The organism is Wigglesworthia glossinidia endosymbiont of Glossina morsitans morsitans (Yale colony) (assembly GCF_000247565.1).
GTDB lineage: Bacteria > Pseudomonadota > Gammaproteobacteria > Enterobacterales > Enterobacteriaceae > Wigglesworthia > Wigglesworthia glossinidia_B.
On record NC_016893.1, the window covers coordinates 143,089 to 160,673 of the forward strand.

10 protein-coding genes, 3 tRNA genes and 3 rRNA genes are annotated in these 17,585 nt (G+C 31.7%); 11 read left to right on the forward strand and 5 right to left on the reverse strand.

From position 1 onward, the window contains the following. Nucleotides 1-92: 92 nt before the first annotated feature. From WIGMOR_RS00670 to rrf, 4 genes are all read left to right on the forward strand, one after another. Nucleotides 93-1,648 (forward strand): 16S ribosomal RNA (locus tag WIGMOR_RS00670). Nucleotides 1,649-1,737: 89 nt separating this feature from the next. Then, nucleotides 1,738-1,813 (forward strand) — tRNA-Glu (locus WIGMOR_RS00675). Between the two features lie 81 nt (nt 1,814-1,894). Continuing rightward, nucleotides 1,895-4,816, forward strand: a 23S ribosomal RNA gene (locus WIGMOR_RS00680). Nucleotides 4,817-4,849: 33 nt separating this feature from the next. Beyond that, nucleotides 4,850-4,965 (forward strand): 5S ribosomal RNA (gene rrf, locus WIGMOR_RS00685). Together the 16S, 23S and 5S rRNA genes with 1 tRNA gene alongside form the textbook arrangement of a ribosomal RNA operon. Nucleotides 4,966-4,995: 30 nt before the next feature. On the opposite strand, the gene accC is transcribed toward rrf, so the two are convergent. Genes accC through aroQ form a run of 3 tightly spaced genes read right to left on the reverse strand, consistent with a single transcriptional unit; the run spans nt 4,996 to nt 7,254 of the window. Next, entirely contained in the window at nt 4,996-6,324 is a 1,329-nt protein-coding gene (accC, locus tag WIGMOR_RS00690) for an acetyl-CoA carboxylase biotin carboxylase subunit (RefSeq protein ID WP_014353930.1), read from the reverse strand. Between the two features lie 6 nt (nt 6,325-6,330). Beyond that, nucleotides 6,331-6,795: an acetyl-CoA carboxylase biotin carboxyl carrier protein gene (gene accB, locus WIGMOR_RS00695; RefSeq protein WP_014353931.1), complete on the reverse strand. Its 465-nt coding sequence runs from the start codon at nt 6,793-6,795 to the stop codon at nt 6,331-6,333. 9 nt (nt 6,796-6,804) lie between these two features. Next, nucleotides 6,805-7,254: a type II 3-dehydroquinate dehydratase gene (gene aroQ / locus WIGMOR_RS00700; protein ID WP_041944099.1), complete on the reverse strand. Its 450-nt coding sequence runs from the start codon at nt 7,252-7,254 to the stop codon at nt 6,805-6,807. Between the two features lie 345 nt (nt 7,255-7,599). Here aroQ and WIGMOR_RS00705 point away from each other — a divergent pair, with 345 nt between their 5' ends. Genes WIGMOR_RS00705 through mreD form a run of 3 tightly spaced genes read left to right on the forward strand, consistent with a single transcriptional unit; the run spans nt 7,600 to nt 10,136 of the window. Next, nucleotides 7,600-8,643 carry a rod shape-determining protein gene (locus WIGMOR_RS00705; RefSeq protein ID WP_014353933.1) on the forward strand — a complete coding sequence of 348 codons (1,044 nt, stop codon included), beginning with the start codon at nt 7,600-7,602 and terminating at the stop codon, nt 8,641-8,643. A 53-nt stretch (nt 8,644-8,696) separates the two neighbouring features. Then, entirely contained in the window at nt 8,697-9,605 is a 909-nt protein-coding gene (gene mreC, locus WIGMOR_RS00710; protein ID WP_014353934.1) for a rod shape-determining protein MreC, read from the forward strand. A gap of 33 nt (nt 9,606-9,638) precedes the next feature. Then, nucleotides 9,639-10,136 (forward strand): rod shape-determining protein MreD, encoded by a 498-nt coding sequence (gene mreD / locus WIGMOR_RS00715; protein WP_014353935.1) that lies wholly within the window; start codon nt 9,639-9,641, stop codon nt 10,134-10,136. Nucleotides 10,137-10,149: 13 nt separating this feature from the next. Here mreD and pgi read toward each other — a convergent pair whose 3' ends face one another. Both pgi and WIGMOR_RS00725 read right to left on the reverse strand, forming a co-directional pair. After that, on the reverse strand, nt 10,150-11,793 hold the full coding sequence (gene pgi, locus WIGMOR_RS00720) for a glucose-6-phosphate isomerase (RefSeq protein ID WP_014353936.1): 1,644 nt from the start codon (nt 11,791-11,793) through the stop codon (nt 10,150-10,152). Between the two features lie 153 nt (nt 11,794-11,946). Next, nucleotides 11,947-13,626, reverse strand: coding sequence for a proline--tRNA ligase (locus WIGMOR_RS00725; protein ID WP_014353937.1), 1,680 nt, complete (start codon nt 13,624-13,626; stop codon nt 11,947-11,949). A gap of 488 nt (nt 13,627-14,114) precedes the next feature. On the opposite strand from WIGMOR_RS00725, the gene WIGMOR_RS00730 reads away from it, so the two are divergent. The 4 genes from WIGMOR_RS00730 to WIGMOR_RS00745 all read left to right on the forward strand — a co-directional run bounded on the left by WIGMOR_RS00730 (nt 14,115) and on the right by WIGMOR_RS00745 (nt 17,578). Continuing rightward, nucleotides 14,115-14,188: transfer RNA gene (locus WIGMOR_RS00730), tRNA-Ile, on the forward strand. Between the two features lie 3 nt (nt 14,189-14,191). After that, a tRNA-Ala gene (locus tag WIGMOR_RS00735) sits at nt 14,192-14,264 on the forward strand. Nucleotides 14,265-14,539: 275 nt separating this feature from the next. Beyond that, on the forward strand, nt 14,540-16,810 hold the full coding sequence (mrcB, locus tag WIGMOR_RS00740) for a penicillin-binding protein 1B (RefSeq protein ID WP_014353938.1): 2,271 nt from the start codon (nt 14,540-14,542) through the stop codon (nt 16,808-16,810). Nucleotides 16,811-16,948: 138 nt separating this feature from the next. Beyond that, complete coding sequence (locus tag WIGMOR_RS00745) at nt 16,949-17,578, forward strand: superoxide dismutase (RefSeq protein ID WP_014353939.1); 630 nt, start codon at nt 16,949-16,951, stop codon at nt 17,576-17,578. Nucleotides 17,579-17,585 lie beyond the last annotated feature (7 nt).

Sequence of the window (17,585 nt, forward strand, 5' to 3'; positions counted from 1 at the left end):
AATACATATACATAGAATAATTTTAAAATAAGATTTTATATGCATTAAAAAACAAAAACTTTAAAATTATTTTAAAGTCAACTAAATATGTAAAACTGAAGAGTTTGATCATGGCTCAGATTAAACGCTAGCGGCAAGCCTAACACATGCAAGTCGTGCGGCAGCGTGAAGATTTTCTTTGACGGCGAGCGGCGGACGGGTGAGTAATATCTGGGGATCTACCTAAAAGAGGGGGATAACTACTGGAAACGGTAGCTAATACCGCGTAATATCGACCGATTAAAGTAGGGGACTAAATCAAAATTTTAATTTTGATAAAGCCTTGCGCTTTTAGATGAACCCAGACGAGATTAGCTAGTAGGTGAGGTAAAAGCTCACCTAGGCGACGATCTCTAGCTGGTCTGAGAGGACGGCCAGCCACACTGGAACTGAGACACGGTCCAGACTCCTACGGGAGGCAGCAGTGGGGAATATTGCACAATGGGGGCAACCCTGATGCAGCTATGCCGCGTGTGTGAAGAAGGTCTTCGGATTGTAAAGCACTTTCAGCAGGGAAGAAAGTAAATATGCTAATACCATGTTTATGTGACGTTACTTGCAGAAGAAGCACCGGCTAACTCCGTGCCAGCAGCCGCGGTAATACGGAGGGTGCAAGCGTTAATCGGAATTACTGGGCGTAAAGCGTACGCAGGCGGTTTATTAAGTCAGATGTGAAATCCCTAGGCTTAACTTAGGAACTGCATTTGAAACTAATAAACTAGAGTATCGTAGAGGGAGGTAGAATTCCAGGTGTAGCGGTGAAATGCGTAGATATCTGGAGGAATACCAGTGGCGAAGGCGACCTCCTGGACGAAAACTGACGCTCAAGTACGAAAGCGTGGGGAGCAAACAGGATTAGATACCCTGGTAGTCCATGCCGTAAACGATGTCGATTTGAAGGTCGTAGATTTATCTGTGATTTTCGGAGCTAACGCGTTAAATCGACCGCCTGGGGAGTACAACCGCAAGGTTAAAACTCAAATGAATTGACGGGGGCCCGCACAAGCGGTGGAGCATGTGGTTTAATTCGATGCAACGCGAAAAACCTTACCTACTCTTGACATTTAGAGAATTTAGCAGAGATGCTTTAGTGCCTTCGGGAACTCTAAAACAGGTGCTGCATGGCTGTCGTCAGCTCGTGTTGTGAAATGTTGGGTTAAGTCCCGCAACGAGCGCAACCCCTATCCTTTTTTGCCAGCGAACAAGTCGGGAACTCAAAGGAGACTGCCGGTGATAAACCGGAGGAAGGCGGGGACGACGTCAAGTCATCATGGCCCTTACGAGTAGGGCTACACACGTGCTACAATGGCGTATACAAAGGGTTGCAATCTCGCGAGAGTAAGCTAATCTCACAAAGTACGTCTTAGTCCGGATTGGAGTCTGCAACTCGACTCCATGAAGTCGGAATCGCTAGTAATCGCGGATCAGCATGCCGCGGTGAATACGTTCCCGGGCCTTGTACACACCGCCCGTCACACCATGGGAGTGAGTTGCAAAAGAAGCAGGTAGCTTAACCTTCGGGAGGGCACTTACCACTTTGTGATTCATAACTGGGGTGAAGTCGTAACAAGGTAACCGTAGGGGAACCTGTGGTTGGATCACCTCCTTATTTTAGTATCGATTATTCTATAATATTGTATTTGCATAGGTTACTTAGTGCATTATTGTTTTATCCTTTAGATTTAGGGCAAAATCAGTGTCCCCTTCGTCTAGAGGCCTAGGACATCGCCCTTTCACGGCGGTAACAGGGGTTCGAACCCCCTAGGGGACGCCACAAAAAATAAAAATTACGATGTCCAGTAATTCATGTTCTTTAAAAATTTAAAAACTATTTATAAACAACTTAGGGTTGCAAAGTTAAGTAATTAAGCGTGCACAGTGGATGCCTAGGTAGTCAGAGGCGAAGAAGGACGTGCTAATCTGCGAAAAGCGTCGGCTAGCTGATACGAAGCGTTATTAACCGGCGATATCCGAATGGGGAAACCCGATACAATTTTGTATCAGCATTAAATGAATTCATAATTTAATGCAGCAAACCAAGAGAACTGAAACATCTTAGTATCTTGAGGAAAAGAAATCAACCGAGATTCCCTCAGTAGTGGCGAGCGAACAGGGAACAGCCCAGAGCAATTGCAACACGTATGCTATAAGAATAGTATGGAAAGACTAGCAATAAAGAGTGATAGCCTCGTATTTTAAAGCATACAAAATTGTAGCTCTTATGAGTAAAACGAGACACGTGATATCTTGTTTGAAGATGGGGGGACCATCCTCCAAGGCTAAATACTCCTGACTAACCGATAGTGAACTAGTACCGTGAGGGAAAGGTGAAAAGAACCCCGGCGAGGGGAGTGAAATAGAACCTGAAACTGTGTACGTACAAGCAGTAGGAGCATTAAAACAACAATGTGACTGCGTACCTTTTGTATAATGGGTCAGCGACTTATATTTTGTAGCAAGGTTAACTGTCATAAGGGAGCCGTAGGGAAACCGAGTCTTAACTGGGCGTTAAGTTGCAAGATATAGACCCGAAACCCGGTGATCTAGCCATGAGCAGGTTGAAGGTTAGGTAACACTGACTGGAGGACCGAACCGACTAATGTTGAAAAATTAGCGGATGACTTGTGGTTAGGGGTGAAAGGCCAATCAAACCGGGAGATAGCTGGTTCTCCTCGAAAGCTATTTAGGTAGCGCCTCGTGCATTCATCTTCGGGGGTAGAGCACTGTTTCGGTTAGGGGTCTTATCCAGACTACCAATCCGATGCAAACTACGAATACCGAACAATGTTATCACGGGAGACACACGGCGGGTGCTAACGTCCGTCGTGGAAAGGGAAACAACCCAGACCGTCGGCTAAGGTCCCAAAGTCATAATTAAGTGGGAAACGATGTGGGAGGTCTTAGACAGCCAGGATGTTGGCTTAGAAGCAGCCATCATTTAAAGAAAGCGTAATAGCTCACTGGTCGAGTCAACCTGCGCGAAAAATGTAACGGGGCTCAAATTATGCACCGAAGCTGCGGCAATAATTTTTAAAATTATTGGGTAGAGGAGCGTTCTGTAAGCTTGAGAAGATATATTGTAAAATATATTGGAGGTATCAGAAGTGCGAATGCTGACATAAGTAACGATAAAGCAGGTGAAAAACCTGCTCGCCGAAAAACTAAGGATTCCTGTTCAACGTTAATCGAAGCAGGGTAAGTCGACCCCTAAGGCGAGGCCGAAAGGCGTAGTCGATGGACAACAGGTTAATATTCCTGTACTAAACATAGTTGTGATGGGGGGACGGAGCAAGCTAAATTCGCCAGGTGACGGTTATCCTGGTTCAAGCAGGTAGGTGGAAAAGTAGGCAAATCCGCTTTTTTTAACATCGAGATGTGATAACGAATCACTGTTGAGTGATGAAGGAATCTACGCTATACTTCCAAGAAAATCCTCTAAACGATATAAGCTATGTTTAATCGTACCTCAAACCGACACAGGTAGTTTGGTAGAGCATACTAAGGCGCTTGAGAGAACTCAGGTGAAGGAACTAGGCAAAATAGTGCCGTAACTTCGGGAGAAGGCACGCTGAAATATAGTGAGAAAGCTAGCCTTTTAAGCTAAAATCAGTCGAAGATACCAGCTGGCTGCAACTGTTTATTAAAAACACAGCACTGTGCAAACACGAAAGTGGAAGTATACGGTGTGACGCCTGCCCGGTGCCGGAAGGTTAATTGAAGAAGTTTACCCTACTACTTTGTAGGGAAATGCTTTTGATCGAAGCCCCGGTAAACGGCGGCCGTAACTATAACGGTCCTAAGGTAGCGAAATTCCTTGTCGGGTAAGTTCCGACCTGCACGAATGGCGTAATGATGGCCAGACTGTCTCCACCTGAGACTCAGTGAAATTGAATTCGCCGTGAAGATGCGGTGTACCCGCGGCAAGACGGAAAGACCCCGTGAACCTTTACTATAGCTTGATATTGAATCTTGAACATTAACGTGTAGGATAGGTGGGAGATAATGAAGTATAAACGCCAGTTTATATGGAATCGTCCTTGAAATACCACCCTTTAATATTTAATATTCTAATTCTGACCCGTAACCCGGGTCGAAGACAATGTCTGGTGGGTAGTTTGACTGGGGCGGTCTCCTCCTAAAGAGTAACGGAGGAGCACAAAGGTTAGCTAATCACGGTCGGACATCGTGAGTTTAGTGCAAAGGCATAAGCTAGCTTAACTGCGAGAGTGACAATTCAAGCAGATGCGAAAGCAGGTCTTAGTGATCCGGTGGTTCCGAATGGAAGAGCCATCGCTCAACGGATAAAAGGTACTCCGGGGATAACAGGCTAATACCGCCCAAGAGTTCATATCGACGGCGGTGTTTGGCACCTCGATGTCGGCTCATCACATCCTGGGGCTGTAGTAGGTCCCAAGGGTATGGCTGTTCGCCATTTAAAGTGGTACGCGAGCTGGGTTTAGAACGTCGTGAGACAGTTCGGTCCCTATCTGCCGTGGGCGTTGGAAGATTGAAAGGAGCTGCTCCTAGTACGAGAGGACCGGAGTGGACGTACCTATGGTGTACGGGTTGTCATGCCAATGGCACTGCCCGGTAGCTATGTACGGACGAGATAACCGCTGAAAGCATCTAAGCGGGAAGCTTCCCTTAAGATAAATCTTCCCAGAAACTTTTATGTTTCCTAAAGGGACGTTAAAGACTATGACGTTGATAGGTCGGATGTGTAAGCATTGCAAGATGTTTAGCTAACCGATACTAATGACCCGTGAGGCTTAACTTTGCAACACCTAAGTTGTTTAATTAATAATAATATCCTGACGATGTGAGCGCGATAGAACCACCTGAATCCATTCCGAACTCAGAAGTGAAATGTCGTAGTACCGATGGTAGTGTAAGGCTTCCTTATGTGAGAGTAGGAGATCGTCAGGAAATAATAAAAAGATAAATTAAAATAATTTTTTACAATAATGCACTTATATCAAATTTCCCATGACGAAAATTAATATTATTTATGATCTTTAAATGCAAATTGATATTAGTTTTAATGCCATCGATAATTAACTCTTCTAATGCATTTTTCATTTTCTCAATTGTTATTTTTCTATTTTCTCCAAAACAAATAAGTTTTCCGATCATAGAATCATAAAAAGAAGGAATAACATATCCCGAATAAATGTGAGATTCCCAACGAACTCCTAATCCTCCAGGAGGATGAAATCGTGTTATTTTTCCGGGATTCGGCCTAAAAGTAATTGGATCTTCGGCATTAATTCGACATTCTATAGCGTGTCCGCATATATTAATTTGATTTTGCTTAATAGTTAGTTTTTTTCCAGAGGCAATTTGAATTTGTGTTTTCACAAGATCAAATCCTGTTACCATTTCAGTTACAGTGTGCTCAACTTGCAATCTTGTATTCATTTCGATAAAATAAAATTTGTTTTTTGAATATAAAAATTCAAATGTTCCAACACCTCTATATTTTAATTTTAAACATGCATTAATACAAGAATCTCCAAGAAATTTTCTGCTTTTTGCATTAAGATACAATGAAGGTGCTTCTTCTAAAATTTTTTGATGACGACGTTGAATTGAACAATCTCTTTCTCCTAAGCTGACAGCGTTTCCTTGACCGTCAGAAAGTATCTGAATTTCAATATGTTTAGATTCGTTGATGTATTTTTCAAAATATATACGATTATCGTCAAATGTTAATTTAGCTTCTAATTTTGCTAAGTTGATAGCAATTTCTAAGTCATTTTCGTTATACACAATACGCATAGCTCTGCCGCCTCCGCCTTGTACTGCTTTAATAATTAACGGATATCCGACGACTTTTTGTGCAATATATTTAATTTTTTTAATATTAAATTTAGATATTTCTAAAGATGTTGGAAGACAAGGCAAACCTATTTCTTTCATAAAATTTAATGCTGAAATCTTATTACTCATAAGTTTAATTGTATGAGATTTTGGTCCAATAAATATAAATCCGGAACGTTCTACTTGTTCGGCAAAATTAGCATTTTCTGATAAAAATCCATATCCGGGATGAATTGCATCTGCTCCTGTTATTTCTGCAGCTGATATAATAGCGGGAATATTTAAGTAGCTTTTTATTGGATGCTCTGATCCTATACAAATTGTTTCATCTGCAAGCAAAACATGTTTTAAGTAACGATCTGCAGTAGAATAAATTGCTACTGTTTTAATATGAAGTTCCTTGCAGGTGCGTAAAATTCTTAATGCAATCTCTCCTCTATTAGCAATTAAAATTTTTTTTAACATTTTCAATTATTTGTTAGTTTCTATAGTAATTAATGGTTCGTCAAATTCTACTGATTGACCATCTTCTAGAAAGATAGATATAACAGTACCATTGCAATCAGATTGAATTTGATTCATCATTTTCATCGCTTCAATAATACAGATCGTATCTCCAACTTTAATGTTTTGTCCAATTTCAACAAAAGGACTTTCTGTAGGACTTGGCGCTCTATAAAATACTCCAACCATAGGTGATCGAATTACATGTACATTTTGTTTTTTAGATTGCTGTATATATGTATTTTTTTTATTATAAAAAGATTTTTCTTGATTTTGATTTTGTTTAAAATAATTATTTTTTATGCTAAAATTGTTATCAAAAATCTCAGATCGACAAATTTTTAACGAAGTATCACCTTCGCGTAGTTTTATTTCAGAAATATTAGTTTTTTCAATTAATGCAATTAATTTTTTAATTTTACGTATATCCATAAATATATCTTATATTTTTACTAAATATTTCATTGCTGCTTTAATAGCAAAATAATATCCGTTCACACCTAAACCGCATATCATACCTATTGCAATATCTGAAATATATGAACGATGTCGAAATTTTTCTCGAGAAAATATGTTAGATAGATGTACTTCTATAAATGGAATATTAACTGACAAAAGTGAATCTCTTAACGCTACACTAGTATGTGTCAAAGCGGACGGATTAAGAATAATAAAATTTATTTTTTTATATGATTTATGTATGCAATTTATAATTTCGTGTTCTGCATTTGATTGAAAATGTGTAATTCTAGCATTTATTTTATTTGATATTAAATTAATCTCGTTTAATAAATCTGATATAGATTTATTTCCATATATATTTTTTTCTCTTAATGATAATAAATTTAAATTTGGTCCATTTAGAATTAATAAATTAAATTTTTTCATTATTTTAAGGTAACTCTAACTAAATTCAATATTAATTTATGACTATCTAGATTAACGCAAATAAGATAGAATCTAATTGTAATTTAAATCAAAAGTGCTGTTAAGTTTGTCTGTATAGCTTATCCTGAAAAAAGATTATAACAAACTTAATAAATTTTTACGAGTAATATTTTCTTTAATTAATTTTGTTATTTAGTGTAAAAATATTCATAGAATTATAAAATTAAGATGAATGAAAAATTTCAATAAAATAATACCTTAAAACTAATTAGTAATTTAACATTTTATATTTTATTAATATATTAATTTACTAATATAAATAAATTAATTTAAGGATACTTAATATATATGTTTAAAAAATTTCGTGGAATTTTTTCTAACGATTTATCCATTGATCTTGGTACTGCTAATACATTAATTTATGTAAAAGGTCAAAGCATTGTTTTAAATGAACCTTCTGTAGTAGCTATTAGACATGATCGAGCTGGATTTCCCAAAAGCGTTGCTGCTGTTGGTTATGCTGCAAAACAAATGTTAGGTCGTACTCCAGGTAATATTGCTGCAATTAGACCAATGAAAGATGGTGTAATTGCTGATTTTTTTGTTACAGAAAAAATGTTACAACATTTTATTAAGCAAGTACATAGTAACAGTTTTATGAAACCTAGCCCTCGCGTTCTAGTATGTGTGCCAGTAGGCGCTACACAAGTAGAACGTAGAGCTATTCGAGAATCAACACATGGAGCAGGAGCACGAGAAGTATTTTTGATTGAAGAACCTATGGCAGCAGCTATCGGAGCAGGATTACCAGTTTCCGAAGCAACTGGATCTATGGTAATTGATATTGGAGGAGGTACTACTGAAGTAGCAGTTATTTCTTTAAATGGAGTAGTGTATTCGTCTTCTGTTAGAATCGGAGGAGATCGTTTTGATGAAGCTATTATTAGCTATGTACGTCGCAATTATGGTTCATTAATTGGAGAAGCAACGGCAGAGCGTATTAAACATACTATTGGCTCAGCTTATCCTGATCAAGATGCAAGCACGATCGAAGTACGCGGTAGAAATTTAGCAGAAGGTGTACCGCGTAGTTTTACATTAAATTCAAATGAAATTTTAGAAGCATTACAAGAACCATTAACTGGAATTGTTAGCGCCGTTATGATTGCACTAGAACAATGCCCTCCGGAATTAGCATCTGACATATCAGAAAGGGGTATGGTTTTAACCGGAGGAGGTGCATTGCTTAAAAATCTTGATCGTTTGTTAATGGAGGAAACTAGTATACCGGTTGTTATAGCAGAAGATCCTCTTACATGCGTAGCTCGAGGAGGTGGAAAAGCAATTGAGATGATTGATATACACGGCGGAGATTTATTTAGTGAAGAATAGCACATAAGTAAATAATTATATGCTATTTTAAATAATTTAAAATAATTGTTATTATGAAATTTATATCTAATAAACCTATTATATACATTAAATTTATTTTAGCAATAGTTTCAGCAATTGTCATTATGTACTTTGATACACATCATCAAAATTTTTTTAAAATGAGATCAATGTTTGATAGAATGACAAATCCAATATATCGCATAATAAATGTACCTTATAAAATTTTTGATCACATATTTAATTTATGTTCTACTAAATTGCATTTATCAAACATTAATCAAAAATTACATACAAAAATATTAGAAATTAGCAGCGATCAATTACTATTTAATCAATATAAAGAAGAAAATATACGTTTAAGAAAATTATTACATGCTCCATTAAAACAAGATATAAAAAAAATTTTTGCAACAGTAATATCTAAAAACATTGATTTCTACACTAGTCAAATTATAATCGATAAAGGAACATCTGATGGTATACAATGTGGGCAATCTGTTATTGATTATCAAGGTATTATCGGTCAAGTCATTGCAAGTAACAAATTTACCAGTAGAGTTTTATTAATATGTGATTTTGCCCATGCAATTCCACTACAAAATTTACGAAGTAACATTCGATTTATAGCTTTCGGAAATGGTTATAATCATGATTTACGTATAGAATCATTAAAAGATGATGTAGATCTTCAGGTAGGTGATATACTAGTAACTTCAGGAATAGGGGGCATATTTCCTGAAGGGTATCCAGTAGCAATTATTTCTTCAATAATCAAAAAACAGGATAATGTTTATCAAGAAGTGTATGCGCATCCTATTGCAAATTTTAGTACATTAAGATTTGTATTGATTTTAAAAGATAATCATCATTTTATACATGAAAATCCTCCGGAAATTCCAAAATCTGTTATTCAAGTTGAAAAAAAACGTTTTATGGAGCTCATGCAAGAACTTAAATAACATTAATGTTGAAAATTTATTAATTTAATTTAAATGAAAAATGTATACTTTTTACATACATGTATCGCGTATATTTTATTTTTAATTGCTTTTATATTACAAAGTATACCATGGCCACAAAATATTTATTTTTTAAAACCGTCTTGGGTATATTTAGTATACTCTTGTTTAGTCGTTATATTTCCTGAAAAAGTGAATATAGGTACAGGATTTACTTTAGGAATAATTTTAGATTTATTTGTTGGATCAAAATTGGGTATACAAGCGTTCTTATTAACTATTTTATCATATTTAATTATTATTAAATTACAATGGTTTCGTAAAGTTTCTTTATTTAAAAAAACATGTTTAATGTCATTTTTTTTATTTTTGATAAAATTTATTATATTCTCTTATATATATTTAACAAATTATATAACGTTTCAGATAAGCTATTTCGGAAATATATTAACTGATATAGTTTTATGGCCTTGGATATTCGCTGTAATAAAAAAAATTTTTGTTTTTTTTAAAATTATTAATCGATATTGATTTTTTTAAAATCTTACTTATTTTTCCATGATTGATAGCAATTTATTAATCCATTTGTAGAACTATCATAAGAAGTAATATCGATATTATCTGTTTTTAAAGATGAAAATAATTTTTTAGATAATTTTTTTCCTAATTCTACGCCCCATTGATCAAAACTATTAATGTTAAAAATGACACCTTGCATAAATATTTTATGTTCATACATAGCAATTAGTGCTCCTAAACTATAAGGATTAATTTCTCTTATTAAAATTGAGTTGCTTGGACGATTTCCTTGTAGTGTTTTAAAAGGAAAAACTTTGCTTCTAAAATAGTTTTTAAAAATATTTTTACAATCAGTTTTCAATAATTCTCCAAAAGCCAATGCTTGAGTTTGTGCAAAAAAATTTGCAAGCAACTTTTGATGATGATCAGATACTGGATTATGTGTAATTGTTGGCGCTATAAAATCGCAGGGTACTAGTTTAGTCCCTTGATGCATTAATTGATAAAATGCATGTTGACTATTAGTCCCATAGCCTCCCCAAACAATCGGACCAGTTTGGTAATTAATTATTTTCCCATTGCGATCAATAGATTTACCATTAGATTCCATATTTACTTGTTGAAAATATGCAGAAAACAAATGCATATATTGATCGTATACTAAAATTGATTCTGTTTCAAATTCAAAAAAATTATTATACCAAATACTAATTAAACCTAGTATAACTGGAATATTTTTTTCAAAAGGTTGATTTAAAAAATGCTGGTCCATTGCATATGCGCCATTTAATAATTGTTCAAAATTATTAAAACCAATAGATAAAGCAATGGATAAACCGATACAAGACCATAACGAATATCGACCTCCCACCCAATCCCATAGCTCAAATATATTATTTGCATCAATTCCAAATTTTTTTACAGCTTCTATATTGCTAGACAATGCAATAAAATGTTGAGATAAGTATTTTTTATCTTCTGCAGATTTTAAAAACCAATCACGTGCACTATAAGCATTCGTAAGTGTTTCCTGTGTAGTAAAAGTTTTCGATGCTATTAAAAATAAAGTATTTTTAGGATTTAAAGTTTTTAATGTTTCTGTAATATGTGTACCATCGATATTAGATATAAAATGTACATGAAGATGATTTTTATAAAATTTTAATGCTTCTGTAACCATATATGGTCCTAAATCAGATCCTCCAATACCAATATTAACAATATTAGTAATGTTTTCTCCAGTAAATCCTTTCCAGTTCCCATTTATTAAATTTTTGCAGAAAAATTTCATTTTTTTTAAAACCGATTGAATTTTTGGCATAATATTAATGCCATCAATATCAATTGCAATATTTGTACGATTTCGTAAAGCAGTATGTAGAGCAGCACGATACTCAGTGTTGTTGATTTTTTTGCCATTAAACATAGATATAATTGAATTATGTAAATCACATTCTTCTGCTAATTTAATTAATTTATCTATTGTTTCTGACATAATAATATTTTTAGAATAATCGATTAATATTATATCATTAAAATATATTGAAAAAGAATCAAATCGATTACTATCTGCTTGAAATAAATCTCTAATATTGATTTGCTTCATTTTATTAAAATGATACTGTAATTCTTTCCAAGCACGTGTTTTTGTTGGATTAATATTTTTCATGAAAATTTACAATAGATACATGAATGAAATAAGTATTTGTCTTAATTTTTGAAAATTACATGTTTTATGATTTATTTATTTGTATTAAAATTTCATTAAATTTATTAATTATATACATTGCATCCGCATATATTGTAAATAAATTAAATCTTCTTAAAATTTTTTTTTTAATATTTTTAATATATAATCTGTAATACAAAGAGCACTTACTTTATATACTTGTCCAGTTATTCGATTTTTGTGTTCTATTTGTTGAGTTTTCAAATTATTTTCACTTATAATTAAAATATGCGGAATTCCTATAAGTTCAATATCTGAAAACATCACCCCAGGCCTTATAAAACGATCATCAAATAATACTTCTATGTTAGAATTACACAATTGATAATAAATTTTCTCGGATACTTGTTTGACTTTTTCTGATCTATGAAGATGAATTGGAATAATTGCTACATGAAAAGGTGCAATCTCCTGATTCCAAATAATTCCATGATCATCATGATGCTGCTCTATATAAGCTGAAATTAATCGACTTATTCCAATTCCGTAACATCCCATAAATAAATTTTTATGACAATTTTTCTTTATATTAGATAGAGATATAACTTTTGTATACTTATCGCCTAATTGGAAAATATGTCCTATTTCGATACTTTTTGAATAAGCATGACTATCTTTATTTTTAATGGTAATGTTTTTTTTTTCAATATATCTTAAATCTGTAACCCATTTGACAGCTACATCTCGATACCAGTTAATATCAAAGAAATATTTATTATTAATATTTGCACCTGAAATAAAATTTTTCATTAAAATAGCATAGTAATCAACAATTAATAGACATTTTAAGTTTATAGGACCTAAATAATTTATATGTATTTTAAAATGTAAATTAATCTCATTGTTACTTAATATCTTTAACGGTTTTTTCACTAAATATAGTTGTTCTGCTTTATTAATATCCAATATGTGATCATCACGCAAAGCTAATCCGATAAATGGAATTGCTTTATTGTTAGAATGTACTAGTATAATTTTTAAAATTCTTTTTTTATGAACATTAAATTTTTTAGATAAATCAGACATATTTCGAACGTTCTTGTCTTCTACTAATCTTAATTTATTTATCTTAGATACATTATTATTGTTTAATTTTTTTTTATTGAAATAATTTTTTATGTATGTTTGATTGCAATATGCTAGAAATTCATGTGAAATGCATCCTCCAATGCGACCTGTTTCTGCTGGCAAACAAAAAAAATTTAAATTTAATCGCTTAAAAATTATGTTATATGTTTGATACATTATATGATATGAATCTTCTAAAGACTCTTGATTTGTATGAAAAGAATATGCATCTTTCATAATAAATTCTTTAGCTCTGATCATGCCATATTTTGGACGAATTTCATCTCTAAATTTAGAATAAATTTGATAAAAATTCATAGGAAATTTTTTATAATTATTTATTTCATGACAAATTATTTGTGTAATAAGTTCTTCATTAGTCGGCGATAAAATAAATTCTTTATTTCTTCTATCGGTTAGTTTAAATAGTTCCAAACCATATTCATTATATCGTCCACTTTTTTTCCATAGTGATCTTGGATGCATGATTGGCATAAGAATTTCTATAGCTCCAATTTTATTCATTTCGTAACGTATTATTTTTTTAATTTTTTTTAGTACACGTAATCCTGTAGGTAACCAAGAATATAAACCAGATGCTACTTTATAAATCATTCCTGATCGCAACATTAATTGATGACTAATACTTTCTGTATCAGAAGATACTTCTTTTAATGTTGCAAGATAATATTGACTAATGCGCATAATATAAATTGTCCTTAAGAGGATATATTAACGTATAATTTTTTATATCATTTAATAAATGTAGTATTTATTGTGAGCTTGTTGCTTAAATATTTTTCAAATATAATTAATTTAATTTATTAAAAAAACTATATAAGTAAGATGTATAGATATAATTTATAAAAAAATTTTTACACAAATACTTTATACATTGAATTACAATTAAAAGCATTATTCTTGAGTATACGAAAATTTTTAATTAAATTGTGATCATTTTGATAAAATTAAATAGTTAAATTTTAATTTATATTAATCATAAATATTGTATAAATAATTATTTGAAATAATTTAAAATATAAACATTAATAAATTTAATAAATTTAAAATAAAATAATTGTTTTAAAGTGAAATTAGTTAAGTACAAATTTATTGACAATAACAAAATTACGGTTAAAATTTAATTTAAAGTTTACAATATAAAATTATTTTTTTTATATAAAAAAATCTATAGGCTTGTAGCTCAGCCGGTTAGAGCACACCCCTGATAAGGGTGAGGTCAGTGGTTCAAGTCCACTCAAGCCTAAAAGGGGCTATAGCTCAACTGGTAGAGCATCTGCTTTGCACGCAGAAGGCTGGCGGTTCAATTCCGCCTAGCTCCAAAATAATCAAATAAAATATTTATTTTAAAATATAAAAAAACTTTAAAATATTTTTATTCAAAAATAAGAAAATATACATACTAAAAATTAGTCGTTAATAATTTCAAATATTTAAAATATAAATTTTTATAAATGTTAAACAAAAAAATTTTAAAAATATTATAATATTAAAAAATCAAATTTTTAAAAATATCAATTATCAAAAAATTTGTATTCATTTTTCTACTTAAAAATTCACACAGATATAATATGTCAAAAAAATAAATATAACTTATATGAAAATACTTTATTTTATTTTTGACCATATAATTTTTTTTCAAAAAAAAAGCAAAAAGTTTTTTATTTTCCTTTTCTATATTATAATATTACTATGTATCTTTATTAGCGGAATATATATATATTTTTTAAACAAAAAAATACGTAATAAAATTGACGGACAAGTATGGAAGTTACCTACTCTAATATATAGTAAAAGCATCAATTTAGAATCCGGATCATTATATACTCAAAATGAAATTGTCGAATTTTTGAGAAGTATGCAGTATCAAGAAGTTGAAAACATTTTAAAACCAGGAGAATTTTATATAAAAAAAAATTCAATTTGTTTGTTTAGACGTTCATTTGAAATGTTTCAAGATAATAATCAAGCTATGCATGCATGTATTATTTTTACAGAAAATCAAGTAGAAAAAATTATTGATAAAAATAATAATCAGATATTAAAATTATTTCAATTAGATCCCAAGTTAATCAATATTTTACAATCTGAAAATGAAGCATATAGAATTTTTTTACCTTTAAAAAAATTTCCAAAAATCTTTATAAATATACTTCTTGCTATAGAAGATCAACATTTTTATGAACATGACGGTATACATTTTACGTCTATTATTCGAGCTGTTTTCGCCAACATTATCGCAAAACGTACTGTTCAAGGTGGTAGTACATTAACTCAGCAACTTGTAAAAAACTTATTTTTAAACAATGAAAGATCCATTTGGCGTAAATGGAGCGAATTCTGCATGGCAATCATTACAGATTTTCACTATACTAAAGAAAGAATATTAGAATTATATTTAAACGAAGTATATTTAGGATACGGAAATGGTCATCAAATTCATGGATTTTTTTTAGCTAGTATGTATTACTTTGGAAGACCAATTAATGAACTTAATATAGATCAACAAGCATTACTGATAGGAATGGTAAAAGGTGCATCTTTATATAATCCTTTAAAAAATCCTCAATTAGCATTAAATAGAAGAAATTTGATTTTAAAACTTTTGAATAAAAATAAAGTGATTGACAACTCTTTATATCATATGCTCATTTCTTGTCCACTTGGTATACTACAAAAAACTAGTACATTTAATTCTCAACCGGCATTTGTACAAATGGTACAAAACGAAATGTATAGTAAATTGCATAAAATAAATACTGATTTCTCTGGCATGAAAGTATTTACTACATTAGATCCTATCGTACAAAATGCTGCCGAAAAAGCTATAGAAAATGGAATACTAAAACTAAAAAACGAAAAAAAAATATATGATTTAGAAAGTGCATTTGTCATTGTAGATAGATTTAATGGAGAAGTGCGTGCCATGATCGGAGGATCGTTGCCCCAGTTTTCAGGATTTAACAGAGCTATGCAAGCACGAAGATCGGTGGGATCTTTAGTTAAACCTGCTACTTATTTAGCAGCTTTAAGCGATCCTGAAAAGTATCAATTAAATACTTGGATTAATGATACTCCCGTCTTTCTAATACAATCTAACGGATATATTTGGTCTCCGAAAAATTTTGATCGAAAATTTAGAGGAAAAGTAATGTTGCTCGATGCGTTAGTAAATTCTTTAAATATACCTACAGTAAATTTAGGATTATCTGTAGGATTACATCAAGTAATATCGACATTAATTAATTTAGGCGCTTCTTCTGCTGCCCTAAAACATTTTCCATCTATTTTGTTAGGAGCAATTAGTTTCACGCCAATTGAAATTGCTCAAATTTTTCAGACTATTGCTAGTGGCGGAAATCATGCCATACTTTATTCTATAAAGTCAATCATGAATCATGAAGCAAATTTATTTTTTCATAACATTTCAGAATCGCAGCAAACTATTTCTCCACAAGCAGCGTACTTAATATTATATGCGATGCAAAAAGTTGCAAAATATGGAACTTCACGTGCTTTATCTGTAATTTTTCCTGATTTAAATTTAGCTGCAAAAACAGGCACGACTAACGATTTAAGAGATAGTTGGTTTGTTGGTATTGACGGGAAAAATGTTGCTATTATTTGGGTGGGTAGAGATAATAATGAACCAACTGATTTAACTGGAGCAAATGGAGCATTAAATATATATAAATCGTATTTAAAATATAAAACTACTAGCGAGTTAGTTTTAATTCCCCCAAAAGATATCAGCTATAAATTTATTGATTACACAGGAAAATTTGTTTGTCACGCTCAAGAAAGTATTAACATTATACCAGTTTGGACAAAATACAAACAAGAATCATGTCAAAATAAACATTCTTAAAAATAACAAAATTATGCATCTAAAAAAAATAATTTTATTTTAATTTTAACAAATGTGTTACACTGAAAAACTTGCATATAATATATTAGCAGTAATTTCATCTTCTATAAAATTAGAAAGTTATTAAAAGGAATAAATATGAAATTTACTTTACCAAATTTGAATTATGATTATAACGAATTTGAACCTTTTTTAGATGCTAAAACAATGATGTTGCATCATACTAAACATCATCAAGCGTATATTGATAATGCAAATTTGATTTTAAGATCTTGTCCAAATATATCAAATTTATCTATTTCTGAACTTATTCAAAATCTAAACATATTTACTGAAACAAAAAAAATTCAATTTCGTAATCATGGAGGAGGACATTTTAATCATTCATTTTTTTGGAAAACTTTAAGTAAAAATAATGCATCTATGCATATATCATTGAAAAATTCTATAATCGATGACTTTGGTTCAATCGAAAAATTTAAAAAAAAATTTGAAGAAGTTGCTATGAGTCATTTTGGTTCTGGATGGGTATGGTTAATTAAAAATACGCAAGGATCATTATCTGTTGTTAGCACATCTAACCAAGATAATCCGTTAATGGGAGTAGATGTTTGCGGCGTATTTGGTCATCCTATACTTGGTTTAGATCTTTGGGAACACGCATATTATTTAAATTATCAAAATCGCAAAAAAGATTATGTACAAGCATTTTGGAATATAATTAACTGGAATACTGTGTATTTACGTTTTGTGAATAAAAAAAATTAATTTAAAA